We start from the raw sequence: 24,213 nt of genomic DNA, 5'->3' as shown, positions 1-24,213 counted from the left end.
TTCTCCTTAGTTAATGATCAGATGATTGTGGGTCAAAGGCATCACGTAGACCATCACCAAGTAGGTTAGTGGCAATCATGATAATACTCAAGATAATAGCAGGAGCCCACATTTGGTATGGCAAGAATCTGAAGGCTTTTTGACCATCTGATAAAAGTGTACCTAATGATGCGTTTGGTGCGGGAATACCAATACCAATGAAACTTAGGAAAGCTTCGAAGAAAATGGCATTCGGAATTGTAAACATTGTTTGAATAATAATTGTTGAAGACAAGTTAGGAATCAAGTGCTTTGTAGCAATCTTAGTTGATGACTCGCCAAGCGTTCTGGCAGCTAAGATATATTCTTGTTCCTTCAATTGGAAGGTTTGAGCACGAATCAGACGCGCCATTGTAACCCAACCAGTGATGGCAATAGCAATAACGATTGAACCTAGACCTGGTTTTAAGATGATCATCATCAAGATAACAACAATCAAGTTAGGAACAGAAGATACGATTTCAACGATACGTTGCATAATTGTATCAGTTCTGCCGCCTTTCCAACCTGAAACGATACCGTAAGGAACACCGATGATTAAATCAACTAGTGTAGCCAAGATAGCAACAACAAGTGAAAGACGAGTACCATAAATGATTCTTGATAATAGGTCACGACCAAGATAGTCAGTACCTAATAGATAGAAAGCGTTCTTAGGTGCGCCAGCTTGTTTGTAAGCATCGACCATCTTACCACCCATGTTTTGGTAACCATTGAATCCAGGGATGTTTAAGTTTCCTAGTTTAGGAGGCAAGTTAGATAAGGTAACTTCTTGAGCATTAGGATTGTGAGGTGCAACTAATGGGGCAAAGATTGAAATCAAGACGATAATTGAAAGTAGTGTTAAACAAACAACAGCGACTTTATTTGAGAACAAGCGACGACGAACATCTTGTAAGTATGTTAGAGAAGGTGTACCAATCTTTTCTTGTTCATTATTATTCTCGTCATGAACTAATTTGAATTTTTCCTTTGGAATGTCTGGAATTTGTTCCATATTATTCTTTACCTCCGTTTCCTAATCTAATTCTTGGATCGATAAATCCGTAAAGAATATCGACAATCAAGATGATAACAACCAATAGGAATGAATAGAAAATTGTAAGTCCCATGATTGTAGGGTAGTCATTTGTTGTAATTGATTTAACGAATTGTTCACCGATACCAGGGATTGAGAAGATGTTCTCAACAACCATTGAACCAGTCATAACAGATACGGCCATAGGTCCGATGATTGTAACAACTGGGATTAAAGAATTACGAAGCGCATGCTTTGTAACAACTTTCCAAGCTGAATTACCTTTTGATTTGGCTAATTCAATATAATCACTACTCATAACATCGACCATTTCAGTTCTCATAAATCTGGCAACGTTACCTAATGGTAAGGCTGCTAGAGCTAGTGTTGGCAACACACTTGATTGGAAGTTGTCCCAAAGAGCAACTGGGTAGATGTGCCATTTGTAGGCTAAGTAGAATTGTAGTAGTACGGCTAAAACGAATGATGGAATTGATAGACCTAAGATTGAAATGAATGTAGCAAGTGTATCAACCCATGTGTTTTTACGAATAGCGGCAACAGCACCTAGTAAAATACCAAGGACTGTACCAACGATCATAGCTTGTGCACCAATTTGCATTGATGGAGCAAGACGTTGACCGATTAAAGCTGTAACAGGTTCATTGTTGAATTGGAATGATGTTCCAAGGTTACCTTGAAGCAAACCACCCATATAACGTAGATATTGGACAAAGACTGATTGATCCAAACCATATTGAGCTTTAACAATTTTCAGCTGATCCGGCGACATACGGTTCTGGTTAGAGAACGGTGTACCAGGAAGCATCTTCATTAAGAAGAATGTCAAAGTTGCAATAATGAAAAGGGTCAAAAACAGGTAGAAAATTCTTTTGAGAATATATTTAGCCATCTTTAATCTCCCTAACTCCTAATTATTTTTTGTAAACAGTGGCAAGGTTGTAACTACCGTTTGGTGTAATTCTGTAGTTCTTAACGTTTTCTCTAGTTAAGTTAGCTTGGTAAGTTTGGTATAGCGGAACAGCGCCTTGATCTTCAGTCAAAAGTGCAGCTGCTTGTAACAAGTCTTGCCATCTAGCTTCAGGATCAGTAGCGTCAGTTGTCTTACTCTTCTTGATTAAAGCATCGTATTCTTTGTTTGAATACTTACCATCATTTTGAGGGTTATTTGTTGTAAACAAGTCAAGGAATGTAACAGGGTCTGGGAAATCGGCATTCCAGGCTGTAACAACGATATCGAAGTCACCAGTCATAGATTTGTTAAGACGTGATTTGAATGGAACGTTTTGTAAGGAAATGTTTAATCCAGGCAAGTTCTTTTCAAGTTGACCTTGTAGATACTCGTTTTGTTTCTTAGCACCATCAGTATCGTCACCTAAAATAGTGAAGTTAAGGTTCTTTTGACCAGTTTCTTTCAATCCTTCTTTCCAGAGTTTTCTAGCAAGTTTAGGATTGTATTCTGAATATTTACCGGGAGCTTTCAAAGCTGCTTCTTTAGTAAAGTCTTTCTTAGTTTCTGGGTTAAATGACATTCCAGCTGGGACAACGGTATTATCAACACCAGCAGTCTTACCAAGAACGTTATCAGTTAATTGTTTACGGTTAATTGACATTGAAATAGCTTGTCTAATCTTTTTGTTTCTAAAGAAAGGATATTTCTTTTGATTCAATTCGAAGTAGAACGTTGCAGCAAGTTTATCGTTGGAGAAAGTCTTGTAATTTGAAACTTGACGAGCTGTATCACCACTGATCTTTTGTAGACGGTTGATACGGTTAGCATCGTATAAGTTCAAACCAGTATTGTTATCCTTAACAACGTAGTATTTAACTTTATCAAGTTTAACAATCTTAGCATTCCAATACTTGTCGTTCTTAACTTCAGTCCAACTGTTGTTTGAAACAGTCCAGTTAACTAGCTTGAATGGTCCGTTGAAGACCATACCTTTACTCTTCAAACCATATTGCTTACCAGCTTTCTCAACTGCCGGTTTGTATTGTGGGAAGAATGTTGAACTAGCCATCAATGTATTGAAGTATGGAATTGCGTTTTCTAGCGTAATTTGTAATGTATAATCGTCCAATGCCTTAATACCTAAAGTATTAACTGGTTTCTTACCAGAGTTGATAGCATCGGCATTTTTGATACCTGAGTAAATATAAGCATATTGTGAGGCTGTCTTTGGATCAACGGTTCTGCGCCATGCGTAAACGAAATCTTGAGCACGGACAGGTTTGCCGTTTGACCAAACAGTTTTCTTCAAATGATAAGTGTAAGTTTTACCATTGTTAGTTGGTTTAACAATACTCTTAGCAATAGCAGGTTTTAATGTACCACCATCGAAACGATATAGCCCCTCCATAGTGTCTGTTAAGCCTTGAGCACCGATAACATCAGTGTTCATTGATGAATCCATTGTTGCGATAACATCACTGGAACTGATTGAAAGTGTATTTTTATTATCTTTTTCTGTCGAGTTACCACACCCGCTCAGAACTAATGCAAATAGAAATATCGGTAACAATGCAAGGAAATACTTCTTCTTGAAATTCATTGTTCATCCTCCCTAAAATAATTATTCTTAGAATACACTAATGAATATTAAAAGTGAATACCCTTAATTAGAAAAATTCTAATGTTTATAAAATAATAATACAATATGGACTAAATTGCAAAGAAAAACAGAGATATCTGCTTAATCAGATACCTCTGTTTGGATGTATTTATTAAATCTTTCTAATTCTTCAGGGCTTAAATTAGCACTGATCAAAGAACCGTCATTAGTAAACTCTTTTTTGATTACTTGGGAGTTTTTCAATATTTCTTCCGCAACTTTCTGATCACTGTAGGGAACCAGTAATTCAGCTTGCTTGTAGTGGTTGAAAACTTTTATTTTAATCAGATCAACTAATTTTTCGATCGATTCCTTATCAATGGCTGAATAATAGATATTATCGCCTTCGATAACAGGGAATTGTTGACCCGGTTTGAGGTCGGCTTTGTTGAAAGCATAAATCATTGGTTTATCAACGACACCAACCTCTTTCAAAGTCTTCTCAGTAACTTCAATCATGTTGCGCCAATGTTCATCTGAAACATCGATGACTTGGATTAACAGATCGGCGTTTTCTGCTTCCTGTAACGTTGTCTTAAATGATTCGACTAAGTTATGTGGTAGTTTGCTAACAAACCCAACTGTATCGGAAAGTAAGAAACTTGAGTTGTCTTCAAGATCGATGCGACGAACGCTGGTATCTAGGGTAGCGAAGAGCATATCCTTTTCAAAAACCTTACGGTCTTGCGAGTTATCCTTGTTAAAATTCAAGATACCGTTCATTGTCGTTGACTTACCAGCGTTGGTATAGCCGACTAATGAAACTAGTGGAAGGGATGTATTAGTCCGACGTCTGCTTTGAACATCAATTGTACGGTCGACCGTTTTGAGTTCGTTACGTAAAGCGGTGATACGTTTTCTAATTACACGTCTATCCAATTCCAATTTTGATTCACCGGCACCACGGTTAGCGAGACCACCTGAAGCTGATTGTTGGTCAAGTGGATTCCCAGATGGGTGAATTCTTGGTAGTTGATATTGCATTTTAGCAATTTCGACTTGTAATTTAGCTTGTTTAGTTTGAGCACGGTTTGAGAAAACTTGGAGAATCAATTCTGTTCGATCCATGAAACTCAATTTAGTTTCTTTTTCCAAGTTTCTGATTTGTGAAGGTGTCAATTCATCATTTAAAACGATAATTTGAACATCATCAGCGTTGGCAATTTCTTTGATTTCGGTAACTTTACCAGCACCAAAGTAAGTTTTACCACTGACACTGTTAACGTTTTGAACGATTGTATCAGCTACTTCCATGTTATTAGCTTCAACTAAAGCTGCTAATTCTTGCATCGTATATTCAAAGTCAGGCTGTAGGTGGCTAACTCCGGCAACGATTACGCGTGTTTTTTCATATGTTAATTTAGATTCAGTCATAAATCCTCCTGGTGGCACTAATTACCCCAGGGTAACAATGCCAATTTATTATTTATTGGTTGAAATGATATCAGTCTTTAAGCGCATGATTGCGAATACCATCCTTTCGATAAGCTGTATAAATAATACCATGGATGTCCTTTTCGCGCTATATAATAGGTAGAAAACGGTTTCTTGGATTTGTATTGAAATATGCCGCCTCCGACTGGGAGTGATTTTTCGCCCTGCTATGGGACCGGCTCGAGCCACAGTGCGGTCTCGACCCTCGATTTTGAGCCGAAACCCGCGTCTCAAAATACGTCCTGTGGTGTAATGGCTAAAGCCATAACGCCACTTCCATAGCGGGTGAAAATCACTCCCAGTCGGAGGCTAGTTCATCCTTCTTATTAAATTATTTCTTTAATATATATAGATTCAGGACCTAAAAATAGTGTGTTCAAGACAATTTGTTTCGTTTAAGAGTGGTTTTTAGTAGTATTGAGTCAATAAATGATATGAGGCAATTTTAATATGGATAAAAATGAATTAATGAAATTGATTGATAATGCGGCTCAGGATGAAAATGTTAAGAATGATCAAGGTTTGTTTTCTGCTTTATTGTTAGCTTACAAGAATTTGGATGATGGTAAGGAATTTCGAGATGTCGTTCGAAAGTTGGGTGGGGTTATCTCTACTTATCTTATGACGCATCAATACAAGGCTCCTAATGATCTTATGGTATTGGCGAAAGCTGTACAGGCGGATGATCAGAAGTTTTGGAAGGGTACTGGAATTAGTCATTTATTTTGGTAAAAGAAGAGCAGTTAATCTGGGGATTATTCTAGATTAGCTGCTTTTTTCTTGGCTAAAATTAGAGGGCTTAATGTCTGAAATACGTTTTGAAATAACAATGTGCCTTGAAACGTGTATCTAAAAGGTTTTTAATATTATTAACATTCTAATTTAATTAAAAAATTGTTTTTTTTATTCACTGTATTATAATTCTACCATATCTAAATTTGTGCTTGATGCTAGTTTATTAGGAATTCAAGTTGAAATATAAGATTAGAAAAAAATTAGAGATTTATACTATCTACCGATATTTCTTGATGGAATAGAACCAAATTTAAATGAAAAGGGATCTTATTATGGAAAGAAAAAGGAAGTCTGGGGTTCAGATATCTTTAGCTACTAGTAGTTTACTTATAGGATCCTTTGTCAGTGAGCTATTTACATTTGCGTTGGGGATGTATGTGCTCAAAGTTTATAAATCGAGTATTTTATTTTCATTGATAATTTTTATTGGGCCATTTTTGTCATTTATTTTTAGTCCTTTTATTGGACACTTAGTCGACCACTTCGATCACAAAAGAATTGTTATTATTGCGCAGATTGCCAGTACTTTAGTGCTTTCGATTGCGACGTATTTCTTGTTTATTGTTGGGAATAAAACATATTTTCCAGCGATTATCGTTGTTCTCTCTGGTCTACTAGAACTATGTGATGCGTTTCAATCCACGGCGTATAAGGCTTCTACTACTGGAGTCGTACCAACAGCTGATCAGCAGAAATTGATTTCTCTAGAACAAGGTGTAAATATTATTGCCAGTTTGTTTAGTCCAATTCTTGGTGGAGGATTGTTCGCGGTAATTCCCGTAATTTCATTCTTTGTTCTAGATATTGCTGGAGAAATCGTAGCTTTGATTTTGATATTATTTCTCAACTTTAATTTTGCGGAGGTTGTTAAGACTAACGAGAAGCCTAAGGAACAATCAATACTTTTGGATTCTAAAGAAGCTTTGTCATTTATTAAAAGTGACAAAATATTGGCATCAATGGCTGTTTTCGGAATCATCGCTAATTTCAGTTTAGCTGCAATTAACGTTGGTATACCTTATGTTTTAGTAACATTGTACAAAATGAAGTCGACACTTTTTGGGATAATTCAAGCTGTGATAGCGGTGGGGATGTTAACAGCAAGTATTTTATGGAGTGTAAAACATATCAAAGCCAGCTTAACTAAAATGACTGGGCTCTTTGGCTTACTGACGACTTTCAGTTTCGTCCTATTCTGTTTACCGCTATTTACAAAATTAAATATGTTTGTTGTATATGCAATTTCAATGTTGATTTTAGGATTATCGGTCACTTCGGTAAATATGCCGGTCTCGATATATATCAGAACTAAAATTCCATTTGAGATTCAAGGACGAGTAAATGCCTTTTTCAATTCAGCTGTAAGTGTACTGACACCAGTCGGAACAGCAGTATTTGGGTTACTATTCGACAAAGTTTCACCAATTATACTGTTTGGAATCACGGGTGTGATTATATTGATATTATCAATTTTCATGCTTACCATTGATGTGCCAAATAAAAAAACGATCAAAGCCCTATAAAATAGGATTCTGATCGTCATCTTTTTTAGGCTTAGGCTTTCGGAAAAGACTAAGTAGTAAGAAAACAATGGCTGAAATGAAGAAAATGGCATCAACTAATATCCAAGTTGATTCAGTTGAGTGGGCTGTAAATATGATGCCGACAACGAACATAGCGACGGCATACCAAAAATTGATGGTCTTATAAAACAATTTATTCATATGTAATATCTCCAAGTAGTGAAAATGTATACGTTTTATTATACACCTAAAGATTGAAGGTTTATTGAAGTATGCCGTTTCCAGAGCTGAGAGTATTCATCTGCTGCGCGGAACGGCCCGAGCCAAAGAGCGGTCTCGAACCTCGGTTGAAGCCTTTCCAAAGACCGGAAAGTCTCCAACTCGCCCGGTGGTGTAATGGCTAAAGCCATAACGCCACTTTCGCTGCAGATGAATACTCTCAGCTCTTCCAACTAATGTATTTTTTTGAAATGATGATTTTTGACTATTTAAATAAGCTCCACCGGAATCTATTACAGCGATTGTTCGTATCAGAAATTCATCGTTAAATTTTTATTTATACGAATAAATGCAAATTCGGGTTCAATAGTTATATTCTACAAGGGTATTTGTAAAGAGATAATATATTCAGTCATTAAAAGATACTAGCCGGAGGTAGCGAGAAAAATTCACATGCTATGGAGGTGGCGTTATGGCTTTAGCCATTACACCACAGGGCGAGTTTTGAAATTCGCGGTCTTTGCGAAGTTCAAAATCGAGACTTGAGACCTTGGCTCAAGTCGGTCCTCATAGCAGGTGAATTTTTTCTCGCAACCGGAGGCGGCAGGTTTAACAAGTTTAAATAGAAAAATGAGCTAAAGCATATCTATTATTAAGGAAATCAGTTATATTTATATACGGGTGAAAAGACAAATGGAATATTCTAAACAGAAGTTATTGCTTTCGATATTGATGAATTTCGATGAATCATTTAACAATCAGATTAATGAATCAGCGGTTAATCAAGAGATGGGGCAATTTATTAAGCTATCTGTCCAAGAACTCTCAGAGAAACAATATCGCGGTTCACTTTTTGATAAGAAAATTGATCAACTCATTAGTAAGGTCAATCATGAACGTAATGCGAATAAATTGGTTTTCAATGATTATACTGGTCGTTTATGGGACCAAATTTTACAAATAAAACAACGGACAACTAGCTTTGAAACTGCTTATTCTTTGATAGATATCCTAAGTACAAAAAATGCATCTCTTAAATTATAAGAGATGCATTTTTTTAATTAAAGCTGATTTTGTGATTGGAATAATTGATAATTTTAATCTGAGCATCATCGAGACTGTCGAAGAATTGATTTAATTTTTCGATGGTCTTTTTATTACTGTAAGCATAATCACGTGCGACGCTCAAACTAATCGTCTGGCCATCCTTCATAGTGAGTTCCAAAGTGACTGGGTTCTTAATCATGGATAGGATTGGCGTTAAAACAGCATAGTAAGCTGTCACTTGAAGAGGAACGGCAACTTCATCAGGATTAGCAAGTTTGCCGTTGACTGTGATGGATTGAATATCTTGTTTTTTGATAGTGGTTAATTGATTCTTGAAAGGTGCAAGCATCATTACCAAACGACTAGATATTTTTTTCATGTCGTTATAACGAATCACATTGACATCGGCTTCCCAATAATTGAAAGTCGTAGGTAAGTTAAATAGGTAATAAACGAAGAAAATAATACTGAAGACTACCAAACTGAGCAAGTAGGCGAGTGGCCAATTAAACTTAATTGCTGGGATTAGCGGAATTAAAGTAAACAATATACTAATAATTAATGGTCTATATGTAACTTTTTTACCGAATTTTAACATGATAATTACCTTCCTTTGAAAATATTTATTCATGAACGATTCCTTTTACCATCGTTATAACGGTAAAAACTAAACTGTTTTTGTGGAAGTATGCTTTCTATCTTTAGGGATGTCAGTTTTGATAGGAATGCTTCCTAATCCTTTGAAGAAAGCATCCAGTTTGTCGAGGGTATTATCACGACTGTATGCGTAGTCACGGGAAACATCCAAGTCAACTGTCGAGCCATCTTTGATAGTTAAAACAACAAGATCTGGATGATGGATCATTGAAAGGACTGGTGAAAGAACCGCTACTCCAGGGCTGAATGGAATTGCCATTGGCATAGCGAAGTTGCCACTCAAATCACCAACGACTGTAGCCGACTTAATATCACTCTTTTTAATTGTCACCATTTTGGCAGCGAAAGGAGCCACCATACCTAAAAGACGATTTTTCCAAGATTTAATATCACAATATCTGATTTCGTCAGAATCTGCCGTCCAATAAACAAATAGCGTTGGCACGTTGGGAAAATAATAAGCGAAGAAGACATACAAGAAAAATGCTAGTCCGACTAGTAAGCCTATTGGTAATGAGTTGAGAATGTCTCCAGCCGCACTTCCCGGTAGAAAACCAACTAACAAACTAATCAAGAGTGCTCTGTATGTTATTTTTTTACCAAATTTCAACATAATAATGACCTTCTTTAAATTGAATTGTTCTTATTACACCCTCAATTTATCATCAACGAAAATTATTGGAATTAAGATGTCTTGAAATAGGGTAGATTTGTTCCTGAATCAAATTAGAGCGTTTCTTGAATGATATTTTTGAGCTTCTTAGATTTTCCGATAGAAAATTTCTGTGTTGTGCCGTCACTAAAACCGATTTCCCGAATTGAAAAATCAACGTGATGAATGTTCTCAGGGTTGATCAGACAAGAACGGCTAATTCTGAATAGGAAGGGATACTTCTTCTCCAATTCGGTTAGCTTGCCGTAAAATTCAAACTTGCCGTTAGTTGAGTCGAGGTTCAAACGGTGTGGAATATCTGAGGCTTCGAGGAAAATAACCTCAGACTTATCCAAATTGTAAACTTGGCTGCCAACTTCAAAGGAGAAACCTTTCTTTTGAACAGTTCGAGTTTCATCAATAATTTGTTTGGCGTAGTCGAGCGTATCGTAGATTTCTTGACGATAGTCTTCTAAAGGCTGGTCTTTTTCGATGAAGTCTAAGGCGGCAACTTTACGTTTCAAAGTCAAAGGCGCAAGTTCGTCGTGAGTTGTAACGAAAATAATCTCAGCTTGGACGTCCTTTTTACGAATGATGGCTGCTAATTGAATGCCGTCAATTTCAGCTTTGAGGTCGATATCGAGAAAATAGATACCATTTTGGGGCTCAGATTGGTCCAAATAATCGATGACTTGTTGCGGCTTAGAGGCTGTTAGTTCAACTTTGAAGAGGTCACTGTGAAATAGAATATAATTCTCGACCAACGTATCTAATTGTTGTAATTGAATTTGATTATCCTCACACATGATAATTGGGTAACTCATTTTTTGTCCTCCTTGGTGATTAATGTGATGTGGAATCGGAACCACTTGGCATTTTTACTATGCTGAATAAATATATTGGAATATTTTTTCTTTAATTCCTTGATATGAAGCAGTTCCAAGTAATCTTGTTCTCGCTCAGTGGTGGGTAAATTGGCCAAAGTATTATTGATCAAAAATGCCAGCTGATTATTCTCCTGAGTGATAGCCAATTGAATTTTGCCATGTTCTTGACGCTCGGTGAAATGAATTGCGTTGTCGATAGCCCGGTCTAACAGGCGTATGAGGTCAAAAATATTAATCGGTAAATTATTCAACTCATCGGTACAATTGAAAAAACAGACGATATTCTTCTGATTGATGGTATTTAATTTGCTGATGAGCAGACTTTTTAGGTAAGGGTTCTTCACATTATTTAAGTCTTGATATAAATCCATTGATAAATTGTTTAGATAATCATCAGAATAATTTTCGAGGTTATCCAGTGCTTGATTCATCAACTCGTAATTTTGTTGTTCGGCCACGGACTTTAAACTGAATAGCAGGTTCTTATAATCATGTTTAAAATGACGTAATTTTAATTGATCGTGTTCCAATTGGTCAGTATAAAGTTTCAAATTTTTAACCTGTTCTTCAGAAAAACGGTCGCGATAAACTTTTCTCTGCCGTCTTCTGGTAAAACTGAAGATCAAAATAATAAAAATACATTGAATGAGGATAAAAATAAACATACCAGTAATTAATCCAGCATATGCCTTGAAATGTTGGGTGAGTTTTAGGAACATGAAAAAAATGATGTAGACGTAACCTAGTACGATACTAGTCATCGGATTTTCCCGTGATTGAAAGAAATCGTTTAGTTTAAAGTAGTTATAGAAGTAAACGAATGTAATGGAGAAGATAAATTCAATCAGATTGATTATTAGATTGAAGCCGTATGAGACAACGTCTGGACTGGGAAAGAAGTGCATCAGAATTGGACTGGGAATGATGATGGCAAGAAATTTGACGAGAAAGCTCAACAGAATAATATTTATGAGATAATAATCAATTTTCTTGTCGGACCAGAGAACAAAATAAATAATTATGGCAATAAGCAAGTTAGCATAACCAGATAAGAAGATATTTAGAGTAATCGAAATTAACCAAAGTGCCCAGTAACTGAGTGTTTTGCGTTGAATAGAAAATTTAGAATGATAAATTAAGCTGAACATGTAGTAGAAAATTGCCCAGGTAAAGCAGATTCGCATTAGATGCGGTCCGGTAATAAATAACGTCATAAATACTCCCTAAATTATTTAATAATTACAATACTAAGATTAAACCATTGATTATTTTTCCGATATTGAACAAAGAGGTTAGGATACTTCTTTTTGATGTCTTGAACATTGACCATGCCTAATCCCGAGTGATGCTGCTTAGTGGTAAAGCCTTCTTGCATCATGTCAGAAATATCGGTTTGTTCGGCGGTGGTGTTGTTGATGACAAAGGATAATTGTGCTGCTTCCTCAATAATCGCAATTTGAATTTCACCATTCTTTTGATTTTTCGTGGCCTCAGTTGCGTTGTCAATCGAAATCCCCAGTAGTCGCACGAGGTCAAAAATATTTATCAAAACATCATTGACCGTATCACGACATTCAAAGTGGCAGGTGATGTTATTTTGATGAATCAAAGTGAGTTTACTGATTAAAAGGCTCTTCAAATAAGGATTCTGAACGTTATTGAGGTCCTTAAATAGTTGCATTGAAATATTGTCGAAATAGCTGTTGGAGTAATCTTCCAAAGTTCCTAAAGAGTGCTTCATTTCTTGGTAGTCGCCAGTTTTAGCGATGTCTCTTAGACCGGAAATTGTGCTCTTATAGTTTCTTTCAAAGCCACGGAGCTTAATTTGGTCGGTTTCCAATTGGTCAGTGTACATTTTGAGATTCTTCAGTTGTTCCTTCATAAGTTCACGGGTATAAGTTTCAGCTTGAGTTTGGTTGCTCTTTAGAAAGACAATGACGATGAAGAAACATTGAATCAGAATAAAGAGCATGATGCCAGACATTAAATCTGAGTAAGCTTGATAGTGCTGGATTATCCGCATGAAAAAGAAGATAACGATGAATAAATAGCCAATTAATAAGCCAAATAAGGATGAGTGAGCGATATTCCAGTCCTCTTCGATATTAAAATATCTATATGAAATAATAAAAATTGCGGAAATAATGATTTGAATTAAAAGTGTGATGAATACGAATAGAATACTACCCCAGATTGTTTTAGTTGAGATATTTTGACTGTTGAAGAAAAAGGCAGTCGTATTGACTAACGTTTCGCCAAGTAATTGAATTAGGGAACTCAAGAGAATTGTATTGATCAACAGTAGTTTATATTTCTGGTGCCAACAAAAGGCTAGGTACAAGATGATGGCATCGATGAAATAGGCATAATCAGGAATAAAAATAGCCGTTATAACGATGGATATAGCTGAAATTACGAAAAAGTAATTTTTTTGTTGACGATACAAACTGTTAAAGACATAGAAAAAGACTATTCCCGACAGCGCTCGACCAATGACATCAATCGTTGGATTTATATAAATCATCGTTTGCCCCCTACCTATATTGATATATTAATTATCACATATAATTAATCACTAAAAATAAAGATATCGTGAAACAAGTAAATTTATTCCTGAATTCGTTCAAGAACGAAATATATGGTATTCAAGATGTTTTGATTCAAGGCAATTCACGAGATGCTATCTTTTAGTCAAGAAGCAAGAAGGGAAGCGTCTAAAATGATTTGGAATTATGTCTTTGGTATTTTAGCAATCGCATTTGGAATGTATCAGATGTTAAATTCAATTAAATACGTTAAAGTGATTCAGCATCACGGTAATAAGACGACATCAAATTTTTCTGCCTTAACCGTTTGGTATAGTTTTCTCTTTGGAGCATGTTTCATAATTGGTGGCGTGGTTTTGCTTGTAGTAAAAAGTCCATTGTTCTAGTATGCCGTTTCCAGAGTTGATCGTATTTATCTGCTGCGCGGCACGGTCCGAGCCAAAGAGCGGTCTCGAACCTCGGTTGAAGCCTTTCCACAGACCGGAAAGTCTCCAACACGTCCGGTGGTGTAATGGCTAAAGCCATAACGCCACTTTCGCTGCGGATGAATACGCTCAGCTCTTCCAACTAATTTATTTTTACTTTTAACTAAAGTAAAGTTTCTGAGTATTTGAAAAATTACTACTGAAGTTATTACGGTAACGGTGGTGTCTAATTTAATACGAGAATATTAGTCGGAAGAAGTGTCATACGAAACTAGTACTATACGGTTATTTTAAGGAGTAAGTACGATGAAAAAAGATATTGAGGTTAGAGAAAAAGCCTTGATGGAATTAGGCAACTTGTCAAAAGACTCCAGTTGGAATGGCATGAATATGGGTGATTTCAACGATAAATCACAATTCTATAGTTTCTCTGAACAAATGCCACAAAGGTAAAAATTTGAGTCTAAAAATAAGAAGATTACGGTGAATTAATATCATCGTAATCTTCTTATTTTTGCCTTAAATGTAGTAAATTTTCAGTTTCATCTGATAATTCTAAAATTTTAGGATTAAAACTTTCGAGAAACATCCGCAGTTTGCCCAATGTTTCATGCGGTCGTCTTACATAATCACGTGATAGATCTAGGTTGATGGTTTCCCGATTTTTCATGGTCAGACGGACTTTGACAGGTTCATTTATCATCAGAAATAAGTTGTACATTAAGCCGCCTTCCTCTGATAATACTAATTCGGATGCAAATGACAAATCGTGCTGAGGTAATCCTAATATTGATATTTGACGAATATTTTTCCTGTCAATGACGTTAACTGGTGAAAATTTTGGCAAAAGAATAGCCAGTAAGCGTTTATTGAGCGGTTTGATATCGTTATAACGGATGAATTTACTGTCGGAATCCCAATAATTGAAGATTACTGGCAGTACAAATAGGTAATGTCCAAGGAACATCAATAGAAAAAGTATAACGGCAATTTTAATTCCCAACATAGTCGCAATATTAATTCCAAATATTAGTCCGACGGCTGTAGCAATGGCGCCACTGACTAGAAACGGTCGATAATTGACTTTTTTTCCAAATTTTAGCATGACACATCAGTTCTTTCGATTAGCTCCCAACTTTGAACTAAATATAACATCACATCAGAAATGTGGTTGATGGGAGGTGATTGACATGTTGGCAAAGAAGAATTCAACAATCGTTGTTAATCAGTTGCTTTTTTTAAATATCCGTTGTACTGTATTAGTGTACTAGAACAGTAAGAGGGTGAAATGATGGAATATATTGATAACATACCTATTTACCTCCAAATCAAGGATATCTTGTATCGCAAAATTATTAGCAATCAGTATGAATTAGGATCACAACTGCCTTCAGTAAGACAGTTGGCCGTCCAATTTTCTGCTAATTCAAATACCGTTCAGAAATCGCTCAAGGAAATGACTGAAGAAGAAGTCATTATACCGCAGCGTGGTAAAGGCAATTTTGTGACTGAAGACACCAGTATTGTGGAAAAATTAAAAGCACATATCGTCAGTGAAATGTTTGATGCAACATACGATAAATTGCATTCATTGAATATGGATGACACCGAAATTATGAATAGCTTCAATACCTACGTCAAAAAGCGGGAGGCAAATCATGAGTAAAGTATTGGAAATTAACTCTTTAAATTATAAAAAGAATAATAAGTTAATTTTAAAAGACATTAATCTTAGTCTTGATAATGGCAAGATTATTGGTTTACTTGGCGCTAATGGAGCCGGAAAAACGACGCTGATGCGTTTGATCTCCGGTGTGAATGCTAAGACTTCTGGTCAGATTGCGGTTGCCGGAGTCGATAGTAAAGCAGCACGCAAATCATGTGTCAGTGCAACTTACTCATTAACCAGTTTTAACAAAGGTGCAGGCGAAAAAAATACTAAAGTTAAAGATGTCGTGAAATTTTATATCGACATTTATCCTGATTTTTCATTTGAAAAATATCAGGCAATGGCTAAGTTTCTAGAAATCCCTTGTGATGACAAGCTAGTCAATCTCTCAACTGGTACGGGTGAAAAACTGGAGATTGCTTTAACCTTGGCGCGCCAGGTGCCACTTTATTTATTAGATGAACCGCTGAATGGAGTCGATATTATGGCTCGTAAGAAAATCATCAAAAGTATTATTCAGTGGAAGGGTGACGATTCAACAATCATCATCAGTTCGCACTATGTGAAAGAAATTTCGAGTCTCTTGGATGATGTCGTAATTTTAAAGGACCAAACAGTTTATCAAGTTAGTCCTGTGGAAGATATTCAAGCTAAATATCACTTGGGAATTGAAGATTATTATGAAAAAGTTTATGAAGGGGGTCTGGACGATGAGTAGCTTAGGTCGTGTCAGTAAAGGATTACTTAAAAACAAATTTAAAATGATCAGCTGGATTTTAGGAATTCACATACTTATCATATTAGTTACTCAAATCTGGAATTCCTTCCGAACAAATCCTGGAATAACTAGTTTTACTGGTGGTGTTTTTATTGCTATGGCCGTTGGAATTTTTGCAATGGCAAGAGCAAATGAGCTGGTTTACGTTAACGATAAGTATCGTTTGATACCAATCAGTGATGCAACGCTTTATTCAAGCAATATGATGACATCATTTTTCGGATTAGTATATTTGATGGTTGGGGAATTTGTTGTTTATGTGGCTTCTGTCGCAATTTTTCCTAACGATTATGATCGCTTTATGGTCAGAAGTTTCAATTCAGTTCAACAGTATTATTTCAAAGCAGAAGTTGTAGTGGCATTTATATTAGGAATCATCGTCATTTGGACTGGAATAACGGCGTTACATTTGTTGAGCGATTGGGTTAATGATTTTCTGCCATTTAGAAGTCAAAGTTTAGTCAAAGCTATCGTTTCAGTAATCATTGTCTGGTTGTTTATGATACCTTTCAACTTTATTACAAGTAATGTTTTGAGAATCATGGGAATCAATGATTTAGACAGCAGTTTCGGTGCCGTTTCACGAGTGTTGTACTCGGGCATGGCAATGATGGTTATCTGGATTGTAATATTCACAGTTATTGATCTTTATTTATTAAATAAAAAGTCAGAAACAACTAATTAGGAAAGGGGCGTCATTATGACAAATTTGTTAAGAATTAAGAATTTGAATTATAAGAAGAATAATAAAGCCATTTTAAAAGACGTCAATTTGAACTTAACCAGTGGCAAAATTGTTGGCTTACTTGGTGAAAATGGTGCTGGTAAAACCACTTTGATGCGTTTGATTGCTGGGGTAAATTCATTGCCTGAAGGCGTTATAACGGTCAATGGTGCTAGTAAGAAACGTGAAATTAAACAAAATGTCAGTTTTAGTGATCAACTAGGCGGTTTTTCTAAGAATACCAAGATTGGCGATATCGTTAAGTTTTACGAGAACGTCTATCCTGATTTTGTTCAAGGAAAGTACTTGGAAATTGCTGAATATCTAGGATTGGACGAGGGCAAACGAATATCTTCACTTTCAACTGGTACAAGAGGCAAGCTGATTATTGCTTTGACACTATCTCGCGACACTAAACTCTACTTATTAGATGAGCCTTTGAGCGGTATCGATAGTATGTCACGTAAGAAAATTATCAGTAGTATTATCCGTTGGAAGACTGATGATTCAACGATTGTCATCAGTGATCATTACGTCACAGAGATTGCTAGTCTATTGGATGATGTGATTATTATTAAGGATGAAACAATTTATCAAGTTAGTTCAGTTGAGGACATTCAAGAGAAATATCACTTGGGTGTTGAGGAGTACTATGAACAGGTTTACGAAGGAAGTGTTACAAAATGACCAAATTTATGGGTTTGACAAGTAATTTAATGAGCGAAAAATGGCGGATGATGAATTGGATCATTATTATTGATCTAATTTTTCTAGTGGCTGTTGATGTGTTGAGAATCTTCACAGGCGGTTGGGATGGACAAATTTTTCCAGATTATTTCTTTGCGACATTTATGATTAGTTTGAGTTTTGCTAACTTTGTGGGATTTATCTTGCTGGCACGTAAAAATGAAAGAGTTTATACAAGCAATAATTACCGTCTGCTTCCTGTTTCAGAGACTAAATTATATTTCAGTAATCTTTTAACAACCTTTTTAGGATTAATGTATCTTCAAGTTCTGGAGGTTGTGCTTGGAACTATTTTTTACTTTATAAGCGGTCAGAGCGACTTCAATCTAGCAGCGGGTGAAATAAAGGGCTCAGTCGGAACAGCTGCATTAATGTGGCTGTTAATGACTTTAACGATGATTTTGATTTGGATGGGTATTACTTCTGTTCATTTCTTAATTAATTGGATCAGCGGATTCTTACCATTTTCTCGTCAGAAATTTGTTAATTTCATTCTATATATCGTTGTAACGGTAGTTGGAATGATGATTTTTAACTATACATCAGGCAATGTGTTTAGAGTCATTTACAATGGATCACAAGGAATTACAACATTAGGCCAAGTCAACAATGTTATCTGGCTTGGAATCGGAATTGTTGTGATTTGGGGTGTAATTTTTTCAGCAATAAACATCTATCTCTTGAAGAGATGGACCGAAACAGATCGTTAAAAAAACTACAAAATAAAGACTATGGGATGGTCCGTTATTATGGGTAGCTTACTGGGTGTAAGTAAAGATTTAATTTGGAGCAAATTCAAACTCATCAATTTGATTTTGCTCGTTGATGTTATTGGAGTTTTGGTTCTCATCGGCATGGATAAGATGGACGTTCATTTGAATTCACAATATCCAGTTGGGTTGATGGTTATGGTCGCCGCTGCAGTTTGTGTGGTCAGTATTGTCTTATTGGTTCGAGCTAATGAGAATGTATTATCGAGTAATCGTTATCGGTTAGTACCGATATCAGATAATAAATTGTACTTTAGTAATTTACTAACGACGTGTCTGATTTATTTGTATTTTGGATTGATAGAATCAATTATTTTTATCGGATCACTGTACTATTTTATGAAACAAGACGTTATTCATCATCTAATTGTTGTCAGCGATATGCGGCTGGAATTGTTGATCAAAGACTTAGCCGTTGGGATATTGGCAGTGCTGTTGATTTTAACTGGAAGCACGCTGATTCACTTGTCTATGGACTATTTTGGCAACTTCTTACCAATGAAAAATCAAGGAATTATACCTTTGACATTTTATGTTTTGATTTTAACTTTGGTTGGTGCAAATATTTACTGGACCCTAACGCGTATGTCAGTTTTGGGGATGTATCGCTATACTGGCGTGCACAATAATGAATTTTTGATAGTAAGCACGATAGATATTGTCGGAATATTAATTTCAATCGTTGTTGGTCTATATCTTTTGAAAAATCAAGCCGAAACAGACAGATAATTTTACGTTCATGATTGAAAAACGTACGTTGATGATGAACTTGGCACAAAATTATTAATAGAGAGTATTATCTACCTAAAGGTTATTTTATTGGTTAAAAACTAAGCAAAGAAGGGAACCGTTGTGAGATTCAATAGTGATTTTTATAAAGGAAAATACTTTTGGATAGGCATTGTGGGATTACTATTTTTAGTTGATTTCCCGTGGAATAGCATCTGTACAGTTCAAGGAATTCTTTCCCTGACGATGGTTGTTGTTGGTACGGTTTCATTGATTGGTTCAATTTTTAACTTTTCGAAGTATTTTTCATAAAATAAAAGGAGGATTTCAGTACTAGACAGTTTGTCTAGCACTGAAATCCTCCTTTTTTTGAGTTGGACCTTATCATATGGGTAACTTATAGGAAAGAAGTGACCAAAATGTCTGATCTAATTGCTTTAGTTGCCTTGATTATGGGTGGTACACAAATTTTTCTAGTAATAAAATCGTTTAACCAAATTAGAAGAGAGCCCAAAAACAAGTTCCCTAAAATTGAACGATTGCTATTGGTGTTTGGATCTACTTTTGGAATGGTTTTAATATTTCTTAGCTTTGATATTATCTTCAAATGGATTTAATCCTGTTCCGAAGTGGCTTATGATTGAAGTATGCCGTTTCCAGAGCTGAGAGTATTCATCTGCTGCGCGGTACGGTCCGAGCCATAGTGCGATCTCGAACCTCGGTTGAAGCCTTGCAAAATCAGCAAGTCTCCAACACGCCCGGTGGTGTAATGGCTAAAGCCATAACGCCACTTTCGCTGCTGATGAATACTCTCAGCTCTTCCAACTAATTAATTTTTTTATGATGAATAATTTGAGGTATTTAAAGATTGAATTTGTAATTAAGGATATGTTTGGGTTGTGATTTTTTAGAATTAATCAATTATTAAAGCAATTAAGAAAAAGGGGGATGATTTCATGGGAATTGAGTTAATTGGGATTGTCGTTATTTTAATGGGAATCTATCAAATATATGTCGGTCGCAAAATGTATTTCAACATCAAAAAGAACGTTAAGAATCCTCAACCATATGTGTTTATGGGTGTCTACTCGTCACTGATCATTGGGGTCATCTGTCTAGTTGTGGGTGCTTTTATGATTAAATAAGCGTTATATAACGCCGCAAGCAGAAAGTGCGTGCAATTTTCTGAGCTTAGAACGTATAATTTAGTCATAGAGGGAGTGAAAACGATGTCATTAGCAGATAATATTGTTAAATATCGAAATAAAAATCAATTGTCACAAGAACAATTAGCTGAAGCATTGAGTATCTCCCGACAATCGATTTCAAAGTGGGAGACTGGGGAAAATCTACCTAGTATTGATAATTTGATTTCGTTGAGTGGATTGTTGGATATTTCTTTGGATGAGCTAATAACAGGTGAGCCATATCTACATTTTCCATTCAATTATGGTAAGCCCAGGAATCGTTGGCCGGTTTTCTTTTTAGTAGTGGTGGTTATTTTGGGAGGATTGGTTTTCTCAGGATTTCATCGCTTTTATGCGCCCTTTTTTGGAGCGTTTGCAGCCTATGTGATGGCAATTCTGTTTTATCCGTATGATTTCAAACGCTACTACACGTATTGGACATTGGATAAGTCGGGAATTACCTATGTGGCTAATGATAAAGATGTTTATAACAGCTTAGACGAAATAATTATTCCCATTAAAACGTTATTTCATGCACGTAAAACTAAGTATGTTTCCTATCAACAAATAAAGAAGATTGAAGTTAAATTGGACCTATTCAAGGTCAGCCCTAACTCGGCGATTGCGCCTAAAGGTGGTTATGCACCAACTGAAGGACAGTATATGCATGAGGCTTTTCATCTGATTATTACAACTAAAGATGATCAAACCATCTATTTAGACTTGCGACAGTATTATTGGCCACGGTCAAAGGAACGTCAAATGTTATCGACAATTATTTCTTTCTTGAGACGGAAGAATATTGAATTTGTTGATAAGCAAAACATTGCTGAAATGGTGCGAGATAGAAGTATCAGTCTGACTAAAGAGCTCTATGAGTTGCGAGATAAAGCAGAGTAAATAATATATTGAGAGTGAGCGTGTTTTCCTTAATTTAGGTGTGGGGGAAGTGAACGGGATGTCATTATCAGATAATATTGTTAAATATCGGAAGAGAAATGAATTGTCGCAGCTGCAATTGGCTGAAGCATTAAGTATTTCTCGGCAATCAATTTCAAAATGGGAAACTGGCGAAAATTTGCCAAGTATCAATAACTTGATTTCCTTGAGTGGACTATTGGATATTTCACTGGATGAGTTGATTACAGGTGAACCGTATTTACATTTTCCGTTTGACTATGGAAAACCCAAAAATCGTTGGCCGTTGTTATTTTTATGGTTCACGTTTATCCTTGGGGTACTGATATACACGGAATCCCAAAATTTTTGTATGGCTATTCTTGGATTCACAGTAGCGTATTTTATGCTGGTTTTCCTGACACCTTTTGATTTTAAACGTTATTATACTTACTGGTCTCTGGGTAAAAAAGGGATTACTTATACTGACGATTTTAAGGATAAATATAATAGTTGGGATGAAATAACAATTCCACTAAAAGTTTTATCTCATACTAGAAAAACTAAATACGTTACTTATCAACAGATAAAGAGTATTGAAATAAAACTAGGTTTGTTTGAGTTTAATCCCAAATCAACAGTTATAATATTTGGATTCTATACGCCCAATTTAGGTCAGTATATACGTGAAAATTTCTATTTTATTATTACAACTAAGGATGATCAAACTATCTATTTAGACTTGCGGCAGTATTATTGGCTCCAGTCAAAGGAACGCCAAATGTTATCGACGATTATTTCTTTCTTGAGACGGAAGAATATTGAATTTGTTGATAAGCAAAACATTGCTGAAATGGTGCGAGATAGAAGTATCAGTTTGACTAAAGAGCTCTACGAATTGCGAGATAAATAAAGCAGGGGGTCGTCATGAGGAAGTTTACGTTTGGACGCAAAATTAGTTATGTACCTTTGTTAATCAGTTTAATTGTCGGCTTGATAGTGAGTATATTTTTCTACACCTTGTCAAACCAGATAGCAGTCAGCATTATATTTGGTCTGCTGTGTTTCATCGTGGCGTTAGCTCTATACGTTATCAATTTATCGGATGCGTATGGATATTGGCAAATTGATTCTCAGCACGTTGAATATTACGATTACAGCACTGCCGGCAAGAGGTTAAAAGCAATTTTTCTTCCTTTTGGTGGCAATCAAATGTCAGTTACTCTGGATCGGGTAGCTGATGCTAATGTGGTAATCGGTAAAAAAATGCAGGTTCCAGCAAATATTACAGCTGCAGCAGTCAGCGCATATATGGTTTATTACTATCCCAGTGCCTATTACTTAAGTTTTAAGTTGAAAGATAATCGAGAAGTCGATTTGGATTTGTCCTTTGATGAGACTGATAAATCTAAAATTGAACAGATGTTACAAATGCTTGATTCATCAGCTGGGATAACTGTTAGATTAATTGAAAAATAATAGAGTGGGACAAAACATGTTCAACTTTCGAGCACTAAGGCAAATAGGGACTGTAATCCGATTTTGGATTACTGTCCCTATTTGGTTTAAGCGGAAAAAGTTATGTTTGGTCGCACGTTTACGCTGCATGTTTAATGAATACGACAGTTATGTCCCAAACTTTTCTTTTGAGTTCCAAATTTTTTATTTGTTTAAATTATCCATATCTTTAATTAAAGCTTCGACTTCATCCATACTACCAACGTAAACGCCACTAGCTAAGGGATGACCACCGCCGCCGAATTTTTCAGCAACACCATTGATAGCGACATTCTTCGAACGTAAGTTAACACGGAAATGGTTCGGTTCCTTCTCACTGACCACAATCCAATTATTGATGGTATTAATGCGGCCAATCAAAGGAACAGCGTGATCCAACTCGCCATCATTTAAATTGAATTTATCAAATGTAGGTTTTCGGATAATGATGTAGCCAAATCCAGAATCGGTAATCTGAAAGTTATCCAGAATATAGGCTTCCAAACGGGCTACTTGCAATGACATCTCATCTTCGTGCAAGGCAATCTGAGAAATATCGATTCCAGTTTTAGCTAATTCAGCGGAAATTCTCAACGTCCGATAGTCGGTTTCTCCATATAAGAAACGGTTAGTATCACCGACGATACCAGAATAGAGGCTGAACGCTGATTTTTTCGAAACCTTGAGTGGCTCCAATTCGTCAGTCAATGTGTAAATCATTTCGGCACAACTTGAATATGATTCATCAACCCAATTAATATCGCCGAATGGATCAACATTGGGATGGTGGTCAATTTTAATAACTTTGGCTGCCTTTTGATAAGCTCCATCATTGTCGAGCCGTGGAGAATTGGCAGTATCGACTGCAATAACTAGGGCATCTTGATAAACGTCACTAGAAATTTGGTCCATCTTGCCAATCCAATCGAGCACGGTTAAGTCGATTCCCGTTACATAAATATCCTTGGTTGGAAAAGATTCTTGCAAGATGGTTTTCAAACCAATTTGTGAACCAATGGCATCAGGATCAGGATTTTGATGTCTGAGAATAATAATTTTTTGGTACTGTTCAATGTCTTTTAAAATTTCATCAATCATATGAAGACCCCTCAGCTTTTATTGGTTTATTTATATATTACTAGAAATTCGGATTTTTTGCTGTCTCCAGAGCTGGAAAATATTCACCTGCTATGCGGACCGGTCCGAGCCAAAGAGCGGTCTCGAACCTCGGTTTGAAGCCTCGCACAACCCGCGAGTCTCCAAACTCGCCCGGTGGTGTAAGAGCTAAAGCTCTAACGCCACACCCACAGCCGGTAAATATTTCCCAGTTCTTCCGACGA

General features: G+C 36.1%; 29 protein-coding genes. 16 read left to right on the top strand and 13 right to left on the bottom strand.

What is annotated here, in order from left to right; genetic code table 11:
* Positions 1–10 precede the first annotated feature (10 nt).
* From JP39_RS11550 to hflX, 4 genes are all read right to left on the bottom strand, one after another.
* The gene (locus JP39_RS11550; RefSeq protein ID WP_041500333.1) at positions 11–1,036 is read right to left on the bottom strand and encodes an ABC transporter permease; all 1,026 of its coding nucleotides are present in this window, start codon (positions 1,034–1,036) and stop codon (positions 11–13) included.
* 1 nt (position 1,037) lies between these two features.
* Entirely contained in the window at positions 1,038–1,970 is a 933-nt protein-coding gene (gene opp3b / locus JP39_RS11545) for an oligopeptide ABC transporter permease (protein WP_041500332.1), read from the bottom strand.
* A 22-nt stretch (positions 1,971–1,992) separates the two neighbouring features.
* Positions 1,993–3,630 carry a peptide ABC transporter substrate-binding protein gene (locus tag JP39_RS11540; RefSeq protein ID WP_041500330.1) on the bottom strand — a complete coding sequence of 546 codons (1,638 nt, stop codon included), beginning with the start codon at positions 3,628–3,630 and terminating at the stop codon, positions 1,993–1,995.
* A 141-nt stretch (positions 3,631–3,771) separates the two neighbouring features.
* The gene (gene hflX, locus JP39_RS11535) at positions 3,772–5,064 is read right to left on the bottom strand and encodes a GTPase HflX (protein WP_041500329.1); all 1,293 of its coding nucleotides are present in this window, start codon (positions 5,062–5,064) and stop codon (positions 3,772–3,774) included.
* Between the two features lie 510 nt (positions 5,065–5,574).
* Between hflX and JP39_RS11530 the strand changes: the two genes are divergently transcribed.
* Both JP39_RS11530 and JP39_RS11525 read left to right on the top strand, forming a co-directional pair.
* Positions 5,575–5,856: a bacteriocin immunity protein gene (locus JP39_RS11530; protein ID WP_041500920.1), complete on the top strand. Its 282-nt coding sequence runs from the start codon at positions 5,575–5,577 to the stop codon at positions 5,854–5,856.
* Between the two features lie 335 nt (positions 5,857–6,191).
* On the top strand, positions 6,192–7,442 hold the full coding sequence (locus JP39_RS11525; RefSeq protein ID WP_041500922.1) for an MFS transporter: 1,251 nt from the start codon (positions 6,192–6,194) through the stop codon (positions 7,440–7,442).
* On the opposite strand, the gene JP39_RS11520 is transcribed toward JP39_RS11525, so the two are convergent.
* Positions 7,437–7,643: a hypothetical protein gene (locus JP39_RS11520; RefSeq protein WP_041500924.1), complete on the bottom strand. Its 207-nt coding sequence runs from the start codon at positions 7,641–7,643 to the stop codon at positions 7,437–7,439. The two genes, JP39_RS11525 and JP39_RS11520, sit on opposite strands and share 6 nt — an antisense overlap.
* 711 nt (positions 7,644–8,354) lie before the next feature.
* Between JP39_RS11520 and JP39_RS11515 the strand changes: the two genes are divergently transcribed.
* The gene (locus tag JP39_RS11515) at positions 8,355–8,705 is read left to right on the top strand and encodes a hypothetical protein (RefSeq protein ID WP_041500925.1); all 351 of its coding nucleotides are present in this window, start codon (positions 8,355–8,357) and stop codon (positions 8,703–8,705) included.
* Between the two features lie 13 nt (positions 8,706–8,718).
* On the opposite strand, the gene JP39_RS11510 is transcribed toward JP39_RS11515, so the two are convergent.
* The 5 genes from JP39_RS11510 to JP39_RS11490 all read right to left on the bottom strand — a co-directional run bounded on the left by JP39_RS11510 (position 8,719) and on the right by JP39_RS11490 (position 13,428).
* Positions 8,719–9,339, bottom strand: coding sequence for a hypothetical protein (locus JP39_RS11510; RefSeq protein WP_169751890.1), 621 nt, complete (start codon positions 9,337–9,339; stop codon positions 8,719–8,721).
* Between the two features lie 36 nt (positions 9,340–9,375).
* Positions 9,376–9,978: a hypothetical protein gene (locus tag JP39_RS11505; RefSeq protein ID WP_041500929.1), complete on the bottom strand. Its 603-nt coding sequence runs from the start codon at positions 9,976–9,978 to the stop codon at positions 9,376–9,378.
* 113 nt (positions 9,979–10,091) lie between these two features.
* The gene (locus JP39_RS11500; protein WP_041500931.1) at positions 10,092–10,841 is read right to left on the bottom strand and encodes a response regulator transcription factor; all 750 of its coding nucleotides are present in this window, start codon (positions 10,839–10,841) and stop codon (positions 10,092–10,094) included.
* Positions 10,838–12,088, bottom strand: coding sequence for a GHKL domain-containing protein (locus JP39_RS11495; protein ID WP_169751889.1), 1,251 nt, complete (start codon positions 12,086–12,088; stop codon positions 10,838–10,840). Before JP39_RS11495 ends, JP39_RS11500 begins: the two co-directional genes overlap by 4 nt.
* A 44-nt stretch (positions 12,089–12,132) precedes the next feature.
* The gene (locus JP39_RS11490) at positions 12,133–13,428 is read right to left on the bottom strand and encodes a GHKL domain-containing protein (protein ID WP_041500934.1); all 1,296 of its coding nucleotides are present in this window, start codon (positions 13,426–13,428) and stop codon (positions 12,133–12,135) included.
* A gap of 195 nt (positions 13,429–13,623) precedes the next feature.
* Here JP39_RS11490 and JP39_RS11485 point away from each other — a divergent pair, with 195 nt between their 5' ends.
* Positions 13,624–13,836, top strand: coding sequence for a hypothetical protein (locus JP39_RS11485; protein ID WP_041500936.1), 213 nt, complete (start codon positions 13,624–13,626; stop codon positions 13,834–13,836).
* Between the two features lie 345 nt (positions 13,837–14,181).
* Positions 14,182–14,328, top strand: coding sequence for a hypothetical protein (locus JP39_RS12630; RefSeq protein ID WP_157492469.1), 147 nt, complete (start codon positions 14,182–14,184; stop codon positions 14,326–14,328).
* A gap of 55 nt (positions 14,329–14,383) precedes the next feature.
* Here JP39_RS12630 and JP39_RS11480 read toward each other — a convergent pair whose 3' ends face one another.
* Positions 14,384–14,980 carry a hypothetical protein gene (locus JP39_RS11480; protein ID WP_041500938.1) on the bottom strand — a complete coding sequence of 199 codons (597 nt, stop codon included), beginning with the start codon at positions 14,978–14,980 and terminating at the stop codon, positions 14,384–14,386.
* 183 nt (positions 14,981–15,163) lie between these two features.
* Here JP39_RS11480 and JP39_RS11475 point away from each other — a divergent pair, with 183 nt between their 5' ends.
* The 6 genes from JP39_RS11475 to JP39_RS11450 are packed head-to-tail and all read left to right on the top strand — an operon-like array spanning position 15,164 to position 19,292.
* The gene (locus tag JP39_RS11475) at positions 15,164–15,541 is read left to right on the top strand and encodes a GntR family transcriptional regulator (protein ID WP_245626333.1); all 378 of its coding nucleotides are present in this window, start codon (positions 15,164–15,166) and stop codon (positions 15,539–15,541) included.
* A complete protein-coding gene (locus JP39_RS11470; protein ID WP_041500941.1) occupies positions 15,534–16,262 on the top strand; it encodes an ATP-binding cassette domain-containing protein in 729 nt (242 codons plus the stop codon). The genes JP39_RS11475 and JP39_RS11470 overlap by 8 nt, the downstream gene beginning before the upstream one ends.
* Positions 16,255–17,007: a hypothetical protein gene (locus JP39_RS11465; RefSeq protein WP_041500943.1), complete on the top strand. Its 753-nt coding sequence runs from the start codon at positions 16,255–16,257 to the stop codon at positions 17,005–17,007. Before JP39_RS11470 ends, JP39_RS11465 begins: the two co-directional genes overlap by 8 nt.
* A 15-nt stretch (positions 17,008–17,022) precedes the next feature.
* Entirely contained in the window at positions 17,023–17,733 is a 711-nt protein-coding gene (locus JP39_RS11460; protein ID WP_041500945.1) for an ATP-binding cassette domain-containing protein, read from the top strand.
* Complete coding sequence (locus tag JP39_RS11455) at positions 17,730–18,503, top strand: hypothetical protein (RefSeq protein WP_041500947.1); 774 nt, start codon at positions 17,730–17,732, stop codon at positions 18,501–18,503. Before JP39_RS11460 ends, JP39_RS11455 begins: the two co-directional genes overlap by 4 nt.
* Positions 18,504–18,542: 39 nt before the next feature.
* On the top strand, positions 18,543–19,292 hold the full coding sequence (locus JP39_RS11450) for a hypothetical protein (RefSeq protein ID WP_041500949.1): 750 nt from the start codon (positions 18,543–18,545) through the stop codon (positions 19,290–19,292).
* 224 nt (positions 19,293–19,516) lie between these two features.
* Here the strand turns inward: JP39_RS11450 and JP39_RS12845 are convergent, their stop codons facing one another.
* Entirely contained in the window at positions 19,517–19,645 is a 129-nt protein-coding gene (locus JP39_RS12845; RefSeq protein WP_255312369.1) for a hypothetical protein, read from the bottom strand.
* Positions 19,646–19,711: 66 nt separating this feature from the next.
* Between JP39_RS12845 and JP39_RS11445 the strand changes: the two genes are divergently transcribed.
* The 5 genes from JP39_RS11445 to JP39_RS11425 all read left to right on the top strand — a co-directional run bounded on the left by JP39_RS11445 (position 19,712) and on the right by JP39_RS11425 (position 22,855).
* The gene (locus JP39_RS11445; RefSeq protein ID WP_041500951.1) at positions 19,712–19,909 is read left to right on the top strand and encodes a hypothetical protein; all 198 of its coding nucleotides are present in this window, start codon (positions 19,712–19,714) and stop codon (positions 19,907–19,909) included.
* A gap of 339 nt (positions 19,910–20,248) precedes the next feature.
* The gene (locus JP39_RS11440; RefSeq protein WP_041500953.1) at positions 20,249–20,437 is read left to right on the top strand and encodes a hypothetical protein; all 189 of its coding nucleotides are present in this window, start codon (positions 20,249–20,251) and stop codon (positions 20,435–20,437) included.
* 84 nt (positions 20,438–20,521) lie between these two features.
* A complete protein-coding gene (locus tag JP39_RS11435; RefSeq protein ID WP_041500955.1) occupies positions 20,522–21,379 on the top strand; it encodes a helix-turn-helix domain-containing protein in 858 nt (285 codons plus the stop codon).
* Between the two features lie 58 nt (positions 21,380–21,437).
* Positions 21,438–22,289 carry a helix-turn-helix domain-containing protein gene (locus JP39_RS11430; protein WP_041500957.1) on the top strand — a complete coding sequence of 284 codons (852 nt, stop codon included), beginning with the start codon at positions 21,438–21,440 and terminating at the stop codon, positions 22,287–22,289.
* 14 nt (positions 22,290–22,303) lie between these two features.
* A complete protein-coding gene (locus tag JP39_RS11425) occupies positions 22,304–22,855 on the top strand; it encodes a hypothetical protein (protein WP_041500959.1) in 552 nt (183 codons plus the stop codon).
* Positions 22,856–23,038: 183 nt separating this feature from the next.
* On the opposite strand, the gene JP39_RS11420 is transcribed toward JP39_RS11425, so the two are convergent.
* On the bottom strand, positions 23,039–23,971 hold the full coding sequence (locus tag JP39_RS11420) for a DHH family phosphoesterase (RefSeq protein ID WP_041500961.1): 933 nt from the start codon (positions 23,969–23,971) through the stop codon (positions 23,039–23,041).
* Positions 23,972–24,213: the final 242 nt, after the last annotated feature.

The organism is Companilactobacillus heilongjiangensis (genome assembly GCF_000831645.3).
Classification (GTDB): Bacteria; Bacillota; Bacilli; order Lactobacillales; family Lactobacillaceae; genus Companilactobacillus; species Companilactobacillus heilongjiangensis.
This window is presented reverse-complemented; position numbering and strand designations above follow the sequence as displayed.